The 14555-nt window shown below is 56.6% G+C and carries 19 protein-coding genes; 2 read left to right on the top strand and 17 right to left on the bottom strand.

The genetic code is table 11. The annotated features are described in order from the left end of the window. Window positions 1–167: 167 nt before the first annotated feature. Together BN1128_RS22195 and BN1128_RS22190 are read left to right on the top strand one after the other, a co-directional pair. Complete coding sequence (locus BN1128_RS22195; RefSeq protein ID WP_209428604.1) at window positions 168–944, top strand: replication protein; 777 nt, start codon at window positions 168–170, stop codon at window positions 942–944. Further along, window positions 934–2919 (top strand): DnaB-like helicase N-terminal domain-containing protein, encoded by a 1986-nt coding sequence (locus BN1128_RS22190; RefSeq protein WP_052445547.1) that lies wholly within the window; start codon window positions 934–936, stop codon window positions 2917–2919. The genes BN1128_RS22195 and BN1128_RS22190 overlap by 11 nt, the downstream gene beginning before the upstream one ends. A gap of 192 nt (window positions 2920–3111) precedes the next feature. On the opposite strand, the gene BN1128_RS22185 is transcribed toward BN1128_RS22190, so the two are convergent. The 17 genes from BN1128_RS22185 to aopD all read right to left on the bottom strand — a co-directional run bounded on the left by BN1128_RS22185 (window position 3112) and on the right by aopD (window position 14547). Beyond that, the gene (locus tag BN1128_RS22185; protein WP_042872927.1) at window positions 3112–3777 is read right to left on the bottom strand and encodes an HrpE/YscL family type III secretion apparatus protein; all 666 of its coding nucleotides are present in this window, start codon (window positions 3775–3777) and stop codon (window positions 3112–3114) included. Further along, a complete protein-coding gene (locus tag BN1128_RS22180; protein WP_042872924.1) occupies window positions 3756–4382 on the bottom strand; it encodes a SctK family type III secretion system sorting platform protein in 627 nt (208 codons plus the stop codon). Before BN1128_RS22180 ends, BN1128_RS22185 begins: the two co-directional genes overlap by 22 nt. Beyond that, entirely contained in the window at window positions 4379–5119 is a 741-nt protein-coding gene (ascJ, locus tag BN1128_RS22175; protein ID WP_209428603.1) for a SctJ family type III secretion inner membrane ring lipoprotein AscJ, read from the bottom strand. The genes BN1128_RS22180 and ascJ overlap by 4 nt, the downstream gene beginning before the upstream one ends. A gap of 6 nt (window positions 5120–5125) precedes the next feature. Next, a complete protein-coding gene (gene sctI, locus BN1128_RS22170; RefSeq protein ID WP_042872920.1) occupies window positions 5126–5464 on the bottom strand; it encodes a type III secretion system inner rod subunit SctI in 339 nt (112 codons plus the stop codon). Next, the gene (locus tag BN1128_RS22165) at window positions 5464–6015 is read right to left on the bottom strand and encodes a YopR family T3SS polymerization control protein (protein WP_042872918.1); all 552 of its coding nucleotides are present in this window, start codon (window positions 6013–6015) and stop codon (window positions 5464–5466) included. Before BN1128_RS22165 ends, sctI begins: the two co-directional genes overlap by 1 nt. Further along, the gene (locus tag BN1128_RS22160) at window positions 6012–6365 is read right to left on the bottom strand and encodes a YscG family type III secretion system chaperone (RefSeq protein ID WP_042872916.1); all 354 of its coding nucleotides are present in this window, start codon (window positions 6363–6365) and stop codon (window positions 6012–6014) included. Before BN1128_RS22160 ends, BN1128_RS22165 begins: the two co-directional genes overlap by 4 nt. Then, window positions 6365–6610: a type III secretion system needle filament subunit SctF gene (sctF, locus tag BN1128_RS22155; protein ID WP_042872913.1), complete on the bottom strand. Its 246-nt coding sequence runs from the start codon at window positions 6608–6610 to the stop codon at window positions 6365–6367. Before sctF ends, BN1128_RS22160 begins: the two co-directional genes overlap by 1 nt. A 3-nt stretch (window positions 6611–6613) precedes the next feature. After that, window positions 6614–6817 carry an EscE/YscE/SsaE family type III secretion system needle protein co-chaperone gene (locus tag BN1128_RS22150; protein ID WP_042872911.1) on the bottom strand — a complete coding sequence of 68 codons (204 nt, stop codon included), beginning with the start codon at window positions 6815–6817 and terminating at the stop codon, window positions 6614–6616. Continuing rightward, on the bottom strand, window positions 6780–8081 hold the full coding sequence (gene sctD, locus BN1128_RS22145) for a type III secretion system inner membrane ring subunit SctD (protein ID WP_042872909.1): 1302 nt from the start codon (window positions 8079–8081) through the stop codon (window positions 6780–6782). The genes BN1128_RS22150 and sctD overlap by 38 nt, the downstream gene beginning before the upstream one ends. Continuing rightward, window positions 8078–9934 (bottom strand): SctC family type III secretion system outer membrane ring subunit AscC, encoded by a 1857-nt coding sequence (ascC, locus tag BN1128_RS22140; RefSeq protein ID WP_167335825.1) that lies wholly within the window; start codon window positions 9932–9934, stop codon window positions 8078–8080. Before ascC ends, sctD begins: the two co-directional genes overlap by 4 nt. Continuing rightward, window positions 9907–10332 (bottom strand): YscB family type III secretion system chaperone, encoded by a 426-nt coding sequence (locus tag BN1128_RS22135; protein WP_042872906.1) that lies wholly within the window; start codon window positions 10330–10332, stop codon window positions 9907–9909. Before BN1128_RS22135 ends, ascC begins: the two co-directional genes overlap by 28 nt. A gap of 15 nt (window positions 10333–10347) precedes the next feature. Further along, window positions 10348–11163, bottom strand: a complete 816-nt coding sequence (locus BN1128_RS22130) for a T3SS regulon anti-activator ExsD domain-containing protein (protein WP_042872904.1) — start codon at window positions 11161–11163, stop codon at window positions 10348–10350. Window positions 11164–11282: 119 nt separating this feature from the next. After that, entirely contained in the window at window positions 11283–12098 is an 816-nt protein-coding gene (locus BN1128_RS22125) for a helix-turn-helix transcriptional regulator (RefSeq protein ID WP_042872902.1), read from the bottom strand. A gap of 345 nt (window positions 12099–12443) precedes the next feature. Continuing rightward, window positions 12444–12845, bottom strand: a complete 402-nt coding sequence (locus BN1128_RS22120; protein ID WP_042872899.1) for a YscW family type III secretion system pilotin — start codon at window positions 12843–12845, stop codon at window positions 12444–12446. After that, complete coding sequence (locus BN1128_RS22115) at window positions 12842–13075, bottom strand: T3SS regulon translocated regulator ExsE family protein (protein WP_042872898.1); 234 nt, start codon at window positions 13073–13075, stop codon at window positions 12842–12844. The genes BN1128_RS22120 and BN1128_RS22115 overlap by 4 nt, the downstream gene beginning before the upstream one ends. A 2-nt stretch (window positions 13076–13077) precedes the next feature. Then, window positions 13078–13521 (bottom strand): type III secretion system chaperone, encoded by a 444-nt coding sequence (locus BN1128_RS22110; protein ID WP_042872896.1) that lies wholly within the window; start codon window positions 13519–13521, stop codon window positions 13078–13080. A 135-nt stretch (window positions 13522–13656) separates the two neighbouring features. Further along, the gene (gene aopD / locus BN1128_RS22105) at window positions 13657–14547 is read right to left on the bottom strand and encodes a type III secretion system translocon subunit AopD (RefSeq protein WP_042872894.1); all 891 of its coding nucleotides are present in this window, start codon (window positions 14545–14547) and stop codon (window positions 13657–13659) included. Window positions 14548–14555 lie beyond the last annotated feature (8 nt).

Raw genomic sequence — 14555 nt, 5'->3', positions numbered from 1 at the left:
ATGGGAAGTCTATGAGCTCCGCAAGGCAGCTCTGCGCCGGCAGTGCTTAACACCGAACCAATATGCCGCCGCTGTGCGCCGCCTCGCCGATGAGCTGGGGGTGTGACATGGGCGCCCTACTTCAATTCCCTGACAGAAGCACTCAGGAGCAGCCGCAGGAGGTTCGTGTGGCAGACCTTGACGACGGCTATACCAGGATTGCCAATGAGCTGTATGACGCGCTTATCCTGGCAGACATCAACAAGAATGAGCAGAAGGTGGTCCACGCAATCACCAGATGCACGTACGGGTTTAACAAGAAGGTGGATCGCATTGCGGACACTCAGTTGGCGGAACGCACGGGGTTGTCTCGCAAGGCTGTCAACTTTGCCAAGAACACCCTGATTCGCATGAAGGTTTTGGTGCGAGAAGGCAGCAGGATCGGGCCAAATAAAAACCTGAGCGAATGGGATATTTCAGAGTGTCACAGAAAGTCGGACATTGTCCCAGAAACAAGGACAAAAAGTGTCCCAGAAACTGGGGTATCGGTATCCCAGAAACAGGGACACACAAAAGACATTATTCCAAAGACAGTAAAGACAGTTACTGATGGGGAATCAGCTTGCGCTGAAACCCCCGCAGCAACGCCCCTGAAAACTCAAGTCAAGAACACCCCATACCAAGCCATCCTGGATGCCTATCACGAACTGCTACCCGAGATGCCAGCCATCCGGGAGCTGACTGATTCGCGCAAAACCAAGATCCGAAACTTCTGGGCGAAGTTCAAATTCAACGAGGAACGCTGGCGCGCCTACCTGGGCTTCATCGCCAAGAACTGCCGCTGGATGTGCGAGAGCCGAAAGCGAAGCGATGGCGAGTCTTCATGGAAGCCCAAGAACCTTGAATTCCTGATAACCGAGAAATGCTATCTCGGCGTGAGAGAGGGTCGATTTAATGACGAATAACACCGCTGGATTCATCCCGCCTCACAACTTCGAGGCAGAGCAGTCCGTCTTGGGCGGCCTGATGATCCGGTCATCCGCCTATCACGATCTGTCCCTGTCAGAACCGGATTTCTACAGCCGGCCACACCAGATCGTCTTTGGTGCCATATCGAGCCTTGTCTCTGCCAAGCAGCCGGTTGACCTGATGACCGTGAGCAACAGGATCGAGGTGGATGGCATGCTCGGCGACATCGGCGGCATGGCATACCTGATCGAGATCGCCAAGAACACCCCGAGCGCATCGAACATCGAGGCATACGGCGCCATTGTACGCCAGGCGTCTGAGCGCCGGTTTGCCGTGTCCAAGCTGTATGACTGCGTGGCAGCCATGATGGATCCTGGTTATACGAGCTGCGATGACCGTTTCGCTACCATGGGGAGCATGCTTTCCGAGATCGACGCCAAGCGATCTGGCGGAGTCAGTGGCATAGCTGCACCGGCCAGTGACATCGTGATCGAGTGGTGTGACGAGATGGAACGCCGCCTCACCCGGAAGCCGGGGGAGTTGGCAGGGTTCGCCACTGGCATCCCTGCCCTAGATGAACTGCTCTACCCGGGCGGTATCAGCCAGACAGCCCTGATCTGCATCGGCGCTCGCCCCAAAATGGGGAAAGCGCAGCCCCTGAATGCCAGGATCTTACTGGCTGACGGGTCATGGGTTGAGATGGGTAAGATCCAGGTAGGCGACCATGTCGCCTCGCAAGATGGTGCAGCCTCAAAAGTAATTGGGGTCTTCCCGCAAGGGGTCAAGGATGTCTACGCGGTGACATTCTCCGATGGTCGTGAGATCGAATGCTGCGCTGATCACCTGTGGCAAATCAATTCGAGTCGCTTGCCAGCAGGCACAGCCGTAGTTGATACCAATGAACTGATGAGGCTGACAGGGTTGGTGCGCTACAAGTCCAGAATTAGCGTCCCCTCAGTTAGCGGTGATTTTGGCAGTGTCACGGACATCGGGATAGACCCATGGTTACTCGGCGTTATGTTGGGTGACGGCGGTCTCACGAGTGCCACTCCAGTGCTGACCAATAGCGAGCCGTATATCGTTGATCGCGCTGGCGGTTCGCTATGTGGCAAGGACGAACTGAAACGGAAGGGGGATTCGATAAGCTATTCGGTTACTGGATGCGAAACTCGATCAGCTCTGAAAGAGCTTGGCGTCTACGGGAAGCTTAGCCATGAAAAGTTTATTCCGAGTGAAGTTTACTCGGCATCCCGCCCAATCAGGGAGGGAGTGTTGGCCGGCTTGCTGGAGACCGATGGTTGGGTTGAGGGGAAAAACGTCATTCGCTTCTCATCAGCCAGTGAGCAGCTGACGCAAGGTGTGGCTGAATTGGTGCGCTCGTTGGGTGGCACAGCCAGGATCAAGACTAAGGCAACCACGGCTTACTCGTACAAGGGAGATAAACGGCTCGGGTTGCCGGCGCACTTGCTGTGTATTCGGTTGCCGAATGTTGAGATCATCAAGTCTCCACGCCTTGCTGATCGCTTGTTCGCCAACCGCAAGACACCGGCCCCCATCATCACCGGCGTCAGGCTGACCAGACGAGCAGAGTGCCAGTGCATTGCGGTGAGCCATGAAAACCACCTGTATGTCACCGATGGTTATATCGCGACGCACAACACCACCCTGATGGCGGCCATGCTGAACCACGTCGCACTGAATAAGCGGCTGCCCCTGATTGGGTTCTCCCTGGAGATGACCAAGCGCGAGCTGTTCGAGGTGATGGTTACTCAGGCATCCGGCGTATCAGGTCAGGCGCTCAAGAGCATGCAGGACCAATCCAAGATGGACCAGGCCTATGCCGTGGCCGCAGAACCTGGCAACACCAAGCTGTACCTGGCAGACCAGCCCGGCATCGGCTTCCGTGCACGAATGCACGACACCTCCGCCCGGACACCAGCGCCGGTTATGGTTGCTGAATTTTCACCCTGATTGCGACCACAGAAAAATATTTGGGGGTACATAAGGGGGTATCACTTGCATTGTGAATTTATTTTCCCTTTAAAAACAATGATATTATTGCAAGGTTCAATTCCTCTTACCGGCACCATTTTTTTTAAAAAAAAGGTTAGCTTCATCATGAAGCCAACCTTTTTTGTATCTTGGCTCTCTGTAGTGATCAACTTACACTGCGGCTAACATAACGTTATCTTCACGAGGCAACTGCTCACTACGTTTTTTCAAAACCGCAGCCATAGCAGTGGCAAGTGCCTCCAACTGACCATCCATACTAGCGTCTATGATCCCCACCTCAGTTTCCAGAATGCAGCCGCCCTGATCGAGCCGGGCATCGGCGGAAATCTCCAGATAGCCGATCTCGGGGAAATCCTTGTGTACCCGGGCGATCTGGTCGCGCACCGCCTGCACCTGCTCGGGATGAACCCGCACCGTCACCTGCTTCTGGTTGCTCACCAATGCAAGCGCCTCGCGCACCACCTTGAGGGTGAGCGCAACTTGATCGTAATCGTGGAGGATCTTGCGTACCGCCTGCAACACCACCTCACTCATCTGCTGCTCCACCGTGCGGTAATAACCCTGGCACTGCAACTGGGTCTGGTGGATCAGCACCGCCTGTTCACGGCGGGCCACATCAATACCGGCCTGCCAACCAAGGCTCTTCTGCTCTTCATAGATAGCGCGGGCCTCCGCCACTATGTCGGCGGCTTGAGCACGGGCTGCCTCCACCAGCTCCTGCGCACTCAGGTAAGACTGATAATCCTGACTGCGTAAAATGCGCTGGCTTGGCGCCAGTTGCAGGTGTTCACTCTTTATTTCAACAAATGGCAGCATTGGGGTGTTACCTGTTTGGCAATCTTGAGACAGAGCGCCCGGGCCAGCGGCTGTTGATCTGTGGTCAACCGCCATGAGGGGCCCAGCGGCGCGGGAGCAAGGCGCAGGGCAAGACGCCGCGCCCAGTCAGGCTCGCCCTCCCCTGCTGCTGCCAGCCAGAACTGTAATCCGGCCACTTCCAGCGAGGCCTCTTCCAGTTGGGCGGGCAAGGGCTGCTGCCATCCGGCTGGCCAGGGACCGATCAGCAGGTCGAGCTGGGAGAGCACGGCTCTGTGCCCCTCCTCCCCCAGCAGGACGATGATCTGGCGCAGCGCCGGTGCCAACAAACAGTGGCGGATCGCCTCTCCGTGCAGCACGGCCCCAAGACGACGCAACAGCTGCACCAGCTCACCTTGAGGAAACAGTGCAACGCCGCCCAGCATGACGGGCATCTCGTAGCCAGTCCCCAGCGTCAGCGCTTTGAGCAAAGCGCCGTTGCTGGCCGGCAGAGTCCGCCACTCTGGCAGGATCTCCGGCACCCGCGCCCAAGATGAGGGCAGGTGCGCCTCATGAAGGTAACTGGCCGGGCAAAAGCGCAGTTGATAGGGGGTCAGACCGACCGTCATCTGCGACTCCGGCTCCGGTGCCACAGATATTGGGCCAGGTTGCTGGTCACCACCAGCGCCAGCAGCAGGGCAATCAAACCGCCAAGACGCCACTTGGATCCTTCACTCACCTCGATGGAAAACAGGCTGGTGTTGCGGGCCATCAACGGCATCTGGCGAATATCGGCTGAGGGCACCAGTACCACACTGATCCGGTCGTAAGCCAACCCCTCAATGCTGTTGTTGACCAACTGCTTGATCTGGGGGATGTAGGTATCAAGCTGGATATCCGCCGCATGCTTGATAAAGACTGAGGCCGAGGCGGGAGAAGTTTTTTTGTTGAAGCCTTCATTGCCTTCCGGCAGCACCACATGGACTCGGGCCACCAGCACCCCGTCTATTTCCGACAGCGTATTGGATATCTCCTGTGCCTTGGCATAGGTCAGGCGTGCACGCTCCTCGGTCGGCGAAGAGATAAGGCCATCCTTGGGAAAGACATCCTGCAAGGTAGAGAAGCTCTCCCGCGGATATCCCTTGCGCTTGAGGGTCTCAATGGCTTGGGCCACATCGGATTCTTCGACCAATAGCTTGATATTGCCATCCTTGTCGGGCTGTTTGTCCGAGGAAATACCCTCGGTCTGCAGCAACGCCAGCATCTCGTTGCCCTCTTTCTGGCTTACCCCGGTATAGAGCTCCACTTTGCAGCCACTGAGCAGCAGCGAGGTGCAGAGCACCCCCATCAGCATCGATCTCTTCACACTACCTCACTGGGTCTTCAACAGGGTTTCTACGTTCTGGCTCATCTTGCCCACCGTCTTGGCGATCAGCTCTTCTTGCATGGTGATACGCATCAGCGACCACTGCATCTGCATCAAACTATTGGGATCATCCCCTGGGGTCGCAAGCTCGGCCTGCAGGCTCTGCTTGGCATCGGTAAACTGCTGCTTCAACTCCCCCAGCTCCCCCAACAAGGAGCCACCGAGCCCCTGGGAAGAACTGCCCATCGCCTGTTCAAAACTGGCAATATGGGGAGAGGAGGCCTCCACCGCTTTCAACTCATCCAGGCTGGTGACGACCGCCTGGGCAGTCTGTGCAATTTCCATCAATCCTCCAGATCAAGTTTGTGAGAATGGCGCATCAAATTGGTCACCATGCCGTTTTGCGGGATCAGGGTCATCAGCTCGCGCCGGGCCAGCGCATCGAGAAATTCATGCCCGGGTGACACAACACACTGCTCGCCCTTGAGCTTACTGAGCAGATCCAGCAGCACCGCCTCTCGTCGCGACGCCAACGGATCAAATTCCCGCATCAGAGCCCGTAATTCGAGCTGATCTATCGCAGCAACGACCGGCAACTGGCGCCCACCAAATCGCTCGGTAAGCTTGTTGGTTACCGGTTCAAAAAGCTGTTTTCCAATCTCGGCCTGCCGTTTGTCACCCTGTTGATAAACCTGCCAGAGCAACTCACGCCGAGCGGATGGGGCTGCATTGGCCAACAAACCATCGAGTGCTACTCCCTGCTGCCAGCGTCCAAACAGATCCGGCTCGGGAGCCTTGGTCAGCAGCCGATCGAACTGGCGCTGTGCAATCGGCTCAGGGGGTGGCAGTGGCTGAGTCGGCGGCTGTCCCGACGGCTCGCCGCCTTCAATCCTCATGACGCCATCTGCTCACGCAGGCCAGCGGCAAACTGTTGCAAGGCCGGTTGGCCGCTCTGCTCCAGCCGAACCAACCTGAGTGCCAGCGCATCATGCAGGTCAAGCCGCCACTCGCACAGGGCCAGCCAGGGCTCGATATCCGCAGTGCAGCTTTCTTGACCCAGCAGCAGGGCTCCCTGGTAATCCCCCCGGTTCATCAGAGAGGAGAGACGGATGAGCGTCACACACTCCGCCATCTCAGGTTCACCAGCCAGCCAATTGGCGATGGTTGTCGCCTCTTGGTGACAATGGTGACCGGTCCCTGCCAGCGCGATCTCGGCCAACTGTCGCTTGAGTTGAGTGTTCATCATCAAATCTTCTGCAAGATAGATTGCATCATGTCTTTAATAGCTCGAGTCACGGTGGAATTAATGTTGTAGATCACTGACCACTTGTTAATCTTGTGTTGCAGCTCGGCAAGACGAGCAGGGTCATCCGGGGAGGTTTTCAGCGCTTCAATCGCTTTTTGAACCTCATCATTGGCTGTGTTAGCCTGCCCCTTCAGGTTCTCGGCGACCTTGTCTAGGGTATTTCCCGGGTTAAAAATATCGGCCATCTGTCATGCTCCCTCTATCTGTTCAAGTATCTTCATGCCCGCCTCAATGGCGTCGGCTTGCTGTTGCCACTCCCGGAACTGCTGGGTCGTGCCCCCGCGCAGCAAATCGCGTTTTACCGCGCCCAGCGCCTGCACAAGCTGATCGCGCAGCTCGCGGGAAAACGCCGGATCAGCGCCGGACAGTCGCGTTTCCAAATTGGTCATCATGGCGCTCGACTCCTTTTAATTTGACGATGTATTGCTGTTTGCCCTTGCTCACCACCACTGCATCGCGGCGAATAGCCAGCACACGTACCCCGCTGATGGTCGCCCCTCCGACCGGATAGCGCTGGTTGTCCGCCAGGATCACATAGGGCACCCGGCCAAACGAAACGCTGCGCACATCGAACTCCAGCTCATCCTGGCGCGGTGTTCGGGTCTGATTGATCAACTCCAGCGCAGGGTAGGCACCAAACTCGCGGCGAAACTGCTGATGCACCTGCTGAAACAGGACGAGTTGGTGCTCATCCAGTTGCCCAGAGAGCTCAAGACGATCGCTTGCCTCGCGCACGCGCAACGTCCCCGTAAGCCCCTGATCCTGTAGCAGAGCATCAAGACGCTTGCGATAGGCACCGGCGATTTGCACCTGATTTTCAACCCCCAGCAAGCCGGGCACCTCCTGCTTGAGCAAGGATTCAATGCTGTTCCACTTGCCATCTTGCCCCTGAATTTCACCGCTGAGCTTGAGCCAGCCAGGCTCCTCGCCATTGCGGATCTTCAGCTGTTCATAACCGAGCTTTTGCAGGATAAAACCGGCCCCCTGCCGCAGATCCTCCATGGTGCGCAGATCCAGGCGATAGCTGAAACCATTGCCGTCAAGGAACTGCTGCAGGGCAAGGCGACTACTGTTTTCATCGACATAACCCGATAACAACCACAGTGCCGGTTCGGCATTGCCGATCACTACCTGACGGTAGATCGGCGCGGCAAGAAATCGCTTCAAGGTCTGCTCACTGCGGGCAGTATCCCCTTCACCGCTGCCCTGCCACCAACCTTGGGCCAGCAAGAACAGCACCCCCATCATCAAGGTCAGGCAAACTCCGCCCAGCAACAGGTCGGTACGACCAGTACGATGGTGTGGGCGAGGTGGCGCAGCCACTTGGGCACTGTCGTCAAACTGCGCGGGCAAGACACGGCTGCTGTCACAGAAACTCCAGAGCAGCGGGCCTGCCTCCAGTCGCGTCCCCGCCCTGAGCGGGTCCCCCGCGGTCAGGGCGACACCGTCCTGAGTCGGGGTAATGCCGTCGGCCCACGCTTGCAAGGTGATTCCTTCAGTACTGACCAGCAGCACCAGATGCTCAGCGGCCATCCCCTCATCCACCAGTACCAGATCGGCCTTGAGGGGATCAGAACCGATGACCAGACGCCCCTCCGGCAGAGGGACTTCTACCCCGCGGTTGAGCCCGCGATATACGCGGCACTTCCAGCTCATCGGGTGGCACCCTCGTTGCCCGCCTGCACACACCAGCTGGCAGCGGGCGTACATTTTTGATCCTTGTTCATCTCGACCAGTCGCCATCCCAGTTCGTTGCCCATCCGGCACTGGGTGAGGGAGGAGCTCTTGCCACCCTGACGCAACAGCTGCTGCACGTCCCGTGCCGCGGCTAGCGGCTGACACTGGGCACCACCCAGCACCTTGCCAAGAGAGAGGCTCTGATTGGAGATCTCGTCGACACCCAGCACGCTGGCCCGCAAATCCTGGCCGTTTCCGAGCGACAAATAGTGTGCGATGCCGTCATCAATCAGCCGAGGCTCGATGATAAAAAGCCGTACCGAGCGACGGGTCTGGGTATCCTTGCTGCGAAATAGCGCCCCCAGATAGGGAATATCGCCGAGGAAGGGTACCTTGCTCAGGTTCTCGCTCATCTCATCCCGGTAGATCCCACCGATCAGCAAACTCTGGCCGTGGCCGACCCGGGCTATGGTGTCCACTACGGTGCGTTGTATGGTGGGCAATCCATCCGCACCCGTGCCGTTAGGTTTTTGGCTGCCATCTTCGATATGGAGGCTCAGGCTAATCTCTGGCTTGTCCCCCATCTGGACCACCCGTGGTGTCATTCGTAGCATGGTGCCGTAGGTAATCCCCTGCAGTTCCGCTACCCGCTCGCCGCTGATCTTGACGTAGTAGGTCTCACTGTGGTCGATCACCGCCTGGGTGTTCTCCTGGGTCAGCAGGGTCGGACGGGAAATCACTTGGGCATTGCCCTCGTTCTCCAGCAAATTGACCCTGGCCAGCAGATAATCGAGTCCTTTGGAGTCCACCAGACTGCCAAGCGCCGCAGCGCCTTCAATTCCTTTGCGATCGCCAGTGGTCTTGATGATCACCTGCTGGTTGGAGCCTGTTCGGATCCCTACTCGCCAGTCCACCCCCAGCTGGGAGAGATCTTCGGCATTGATGTCGATGATGGAGAGCGCCACCTCGATGCGGGCCGCCGGTTTGTCGAGCGCGGCGATCAGCTTGCCGTACATCGCCATCCGCTCAGGGGTATCGCGCACGATCACCGCGTTGAGGGAGGGATCGGCCTGCACGATAGCCTGGCCGGAAGTGACCGCAGCCCCTTTCTTGTTACCCTCGCCGTTGACCATCTGCACCCCGGCATCGCTGAGCAGTCTGGCCAATATGGTTGCTAGACCGGGTGCCTCCACATCGGTATCGCGATACTGGATCGAGCGATCGGTGGCCGAAGCGTACTTGAGCGGGAAGATCTCGATGGCCAGCGGCCCAGTCTTCTCGCTGCGCAGCTGAGTCTGCTGCTCCAGCGCCACCGCAGTCTGCTCGATCAATTCGAGGTACCGGGGCGGGCCAGAAACATAGACCAGCCGGTTATCCGCATCGGGGCGCCAGCCAAAGCGCGGCTCCCAGATCCCCGCGCGCTGCAGCGCCTGCTTCAACTCAGCGGCACCGGTCTGCTCCAGATTGATGAGGCGAGACTCTACTTCACTGTTCTTGAAGACATAGAGCACATTGCCGTCGTAGTACCAGACCAGGTTGTAGAGGGAGGCAAGTTGCTGCAAAAAGGCTAGCGGCTCGTCATGTTCAAACTGGCCGTTGACCTGATCGTTGACCTTGTCGCTGACCACCACCGAGACCTCATAGTTGGCCCCGAAGTTGACCAGTACATCGCGCAGACTCTCTCCTTCCGCCACATAGCTGTAAGGCATAGGCACCCAATCCAGCTCCTGCGCCGCGACTGGGCGCGACCAGATCGCCACCGCGAGGCAGAACCACAACAAAGGATGCAGCAGGGGCTGCATGCTCAAGGGTGCCATATCATCTGTCTCCACTGGGGGGCCAATGCGGCCTCGGTTAATTGGGGTTCCAACTGCTCTAGCAAGGCAATGTGCTGACTCAGTCGCTCAGCCAGCAATTGCTCGTCGAGCCACTCCAGAGCGAGTCGGGCCTCCAGCTGAAGGTTTCCCAGCTCGTCCAGCACCAGGGCATGGGGGGCATGACGACCCCAAGCCACCACCTGTTGCAGCAAGCGCTTCAGCAGTACCGGATCATCTGTTGCAGCAGCGTTCGTCCCGCTGCCTGCAAGGGGGGTACTCAGCAACAACTCACCGCTTCTCTGGGTCAAAAAGAGCGGATAACCATCGAGGCGCAGGTGGTATTTTCCCTGCGCGTCGGCAACAAAAGGCCCTTGGCCAAGGGTTGCGGCCAATCTATTCAGTAAAGTTTGCATAGTTCCTCGGGCTATCTAGGGCTCGGCAGGCTGCCAGTAGAAGTGATCCTGACCCAGGGCAATACCCCGACCGACCAGCCACTCGTGCAACGTAAGGGCCACGTCGTCCTGGTGGGGCAGCGCCAGCAGGGCGTGCCAGAATACGCCAAGCTCCAGCGGTACCGGCATAAGAAGTGCCGGGTCGCCTTCCTGACTGGTCTGCCCATACCAGGCGGGCCAAGCCAGCTGAAGACGCGCTTCGCAATCGGAATGCAGTTGTGTAAGCTCCTGCTCGCGCTGGCTCAACTGCGCAAGCTGGTCGGTGATCCGGCTCTCCAGATCCGCCGGCACATCGACCACTGTCTGCCAGAACACCGCCTGGGCATTGAGTTGACGGCGCATCACCTGCAGCTGTACCAGCTCGTTGCGCCAAGCGCCGTAGAGCGGTTCCAGACGCTGCACCCACCAGCGATGCAAAGGGTGAAGGACCAAGTGCCACAGCAAGGCGCGATCCGCCAGATTGATGCGATCTCCCAACTGTTGCAGCCAGTCGTATCGCTCACTGCCCGCCAGCCGCAGAATTTGTTGCAGCTCTTCGCGAGAGACGCTCAGCGCGGCATCCAGACGACGCTGGAACCAGAGGGATTCCAGCAGGCTCTCCAGCCGGGTTCTTGGCAACAGCCGTTGCAACAGGTCCATTTGCTGCGAGGTGATCACGCCGGCATCCTGATAACGGAGCACGGACAGTTGGCCGACCAGACGATCCCGACTCAAGGTATCTGGCTGAACAACGGTAACCCGACGACCTGCAAACAGGCCTTGGTTAGATGAATTGTGATCTTGCTGACTCATGCTATGCCTTGCTTATCTTGCTGCGGGCAATAATGGAATGATGTTTCGATATGCTGGCTATTCTATCCATTGCCTCACTCCGCGGCTTATAAAAAACGTCAGATTATTTTAGTCCGGAGTTAATCTGTGCCATGTCTGGCACGACTTGGCGTACAACCAAAACGACGGCGATAACTCTGGGTAAAATAAGATTGGCTGGAAAAACCGGCCTCCATCGCAATATCAACGATGCTCATTTCGCTATTGAGCAATAACTGATGAGCGAACAGGATCCGCCGTTCACTGATCCAGGCTCGCGGTGAGACGCCATATATCGAGCCAAATAGCTCCTTGAAGGTGGTCAGCCCCATGCCGAACTCTTTGGAAAATTCGCTGAGCTTCCACTCCATCAAGTAGTGCTTTTCCATGAACTGTTGCAACCGCTCGACCTGACGATTGCTCAGCTGACGCAAAATTGACATCAGTTGAGGCCCCTGCTCACCAAAGGCGAGCAGAAACAGCAGCTCTTCGGTGCGTAATTGGGCCAGTGCGGGCGGATGCTCATGGTCAATCAAACCGTACAGCCCCTGAATGCATTGGGTCAGCAGGGGGGAAGAGTGAAACGGCAACAGCATCGGGGCCATCCCCTCCAGCCGGGCGACTTCGCTCAACAGGGAACCGAAGCGTTGCAAGAATCCTTGCAAAAAGCTGTTTGACAGGGGCAGCCAAAGCAGGCGGCAGGGGCTGCCACCGGTACAAACCGCGTAGTTGCCACGGCGCACGAACAGGAGTTGGTTGGGGGTGAGTTCGTAGGTATCGGTACAGTCCTGCCAGGTTATCGAACCTTCAAGAAGGATATATATTCCCTCTTGCGGATGTTCGATGACGTTGAAAGCAGACATGCACCACTGGAGCAGGGCCATATCGCCCTTCTCTGCAGTAGTAATGCCATTCATATTTTTTGTTTTCCTGAACCTGAATCTGCGTGTAGTACCAGTGACACCTCGATAGAAGCACGCCTCTGTCGGGTGGTTTCTTATTGGCTTTTATTTTTTAATTAAGCACATCGTCTGGTGATTTTAAAATTAATCACCATTGAAATGAGGACGAATCCTACAACAGTCACAAGCAGAAAAACCAGTCTGAAATTAGAGTTAACGCACTACTCATCCACTAGAGCGGCTCATACTTCATATTGTGCTTACAGAGAAATATACTTCGTTACAAAAAGAAACTTTCAGTTTTAACCGAAAGAAATTAATAAATGATTGATTTCAGTGTTTTTTATTTAAACATGGCCACTACTGACACAGTGGATAACAATGTTTGGGCTGCAATTGAATAATGATTCTCTCGCCATTAAAAACCTTAAAAACTTTCTGTTGACTCATGGCCTGCACTACTGTGCTATCCATAAATCGCAATCTGGCACGCACATAGATCTCCCCTTCTGCCAATTGCAGGGGAGTCAAGCGTAAATCAAATAGCAACGGCAGCATGCTCACCTCATAGCGGGTAGCCGCCACTTGCAAGGGGCGCCCCTCAATCACGCTCAACACCGCCACCTCGACTGTGGCCGGACGTGGCAAGGCTGCAGGAAAATGCACCTCTCCCTTGAGTTGCTGTAGGGATGGCTTCAGCTCTGGGGTGGTAACACAACCGGCAAGCGTGACCAACAGCATCAGTGCCAGCAGACCTCTCATAACACCCGGATCCGACGTTCGGCCAGTGAGGTATGCTCGCCCTGTTGCAGTCGCTGAAGCGCCAGCTCCTGTACTTGATTGAGGGTAATGGAGCGTCGCAGAAGTGCCGACAGGGGAACCTGGCTCGCACTGGCTGGCTGTGCACTCATGGTTCTGCCAGCAAATCCCCCCACCTTGCCCGGCTCTGCCGCATGCAGGGCCAGTGCGCCTTGTGATTCCTGAATCTTCATGGTTATACCCGCACTCCCATCACCTGATCACTGCCGCCTGCGTCCCGAGTACCGGGTTGCAGCAACTCTTGCCAGAACTCGGCATGCTCCAGCATGCTGGCGAGACTCTCTTCAAGGTATGCCAGGGTCAACCGGCTTGCCGTCATCTGCCGATAAAGTTGCACCGTCAGGCTCTCTTCATCGAAACCAAAGTGGAGATTGAACTGATACCAGTGACGATTGAAGCTGGCCAACTGACGAAAAATCCCCTCACCTACCTGATGGAGCTCGGCCACGTCGGCCTGCAACACCAGCTGATCCCGCTCCGATACCAGGATCAGGCTGAGTTGCAGTTGCTCGTCAAAACAGAGCGCAGCAACCCCCTCCTGATTCAGGGTCAGGGATGGCAAACCATATTTGGTGGCAAACTCAGTGAGCAGCCGATTGATGATGACAGTTACATCCATGATTTCCTCCAGCACAGAGGAGTTGATGTTAGCTTGCCACGTCCATGTAGGCTGTCACTCAAGGACGCCACTTTTAAGAAAAATGGCCGGAAAAACAAAAAGGCGCCCACGCGGGCGCCTTGCTAACCAGGGTGTTTATGCAACACCGAATGCCGCTTTCAAAGTCTGGTTCTGGCTCTGTGAGTACTGCTGCATAATCTTCACCAAGTCATTCATAAGGTTTTGCATGAAGGAGAGATAATCCTCGGCCTTCTGCTTTTCAGTCTGGCTGATGCTTGCGTTCACTTCATCTTCCTTGGCATCTGCCTGACTATCACCCTGAGCGACTTGCACCGCCGAGTTACCTGCTTGCCCTAACGACTGGATCACGGTATTAAAAATCTGCTGACGGCTGTTATTGGTATCAAACGTCTTGTTCAGGGTTTGCAGTGCAGCCTTGTCGTTCTTGATCCTTGCAGTCAGATCCTGGCCCGCATCCCCCATTTCCAGGCCCGCCGCCTTCTTGATATCCCCGACTTGCTTCAAGTCTTGCTGCCGCCCGGCAATGTTGGCGTTAAGTGCCTTGTCCTGCTTGATGGCCTTAGTCGATTTGGCCAGGGAGAACCCCCCCATTAGCGCCGAAACACCCGCCATCACACCGGAAACTACCGCCATGACGATCATCAACTTGGCACCATTGCGCATCTCATCAACCTGCGCTTGCTGGTGACTGATAACCAGCTTGTTTTCGATATCCCGCAGCTGTATTCCCTCTTCCCGAGCCTGCCGGGCCAGCTGGAACAGCAAGGACATCATATCCATGGAGCTTTCGAGCTGGCCGACAATTTGAGTAACCCCCTTGGTATCGAAAGGGATCGAGGGGCGCGGCAACACGGGAACACCTGTTTTACCAAGCATTTGGCTGTTGATAGTGCCAGCCGCTTCATGGTTGGTGCCCTGAGTGCGAACCGGCTGCACGTCACTGCTACGCACGTTGGTCAACGGAACTGTCTGGGTCACACTGTTTGCATAATCACTGTTAATCATGGTCGGCA

The sequence above is a fragment of the Aeromonas piscicola genome, assembly GCF_000820005.1.
Taxonomy (GTDB): domain Bacteria; phylum Pseudomonadota; class Gammaproteobacteria; order Enterobacterales; family Aeromonadaceae; genus Aeromonas; species Aeromonas piscicola.
Note: the sequence above shows the minus strand (reverse complement) of the source record. Positions and strands in the feature narration are given on the sequence as shown.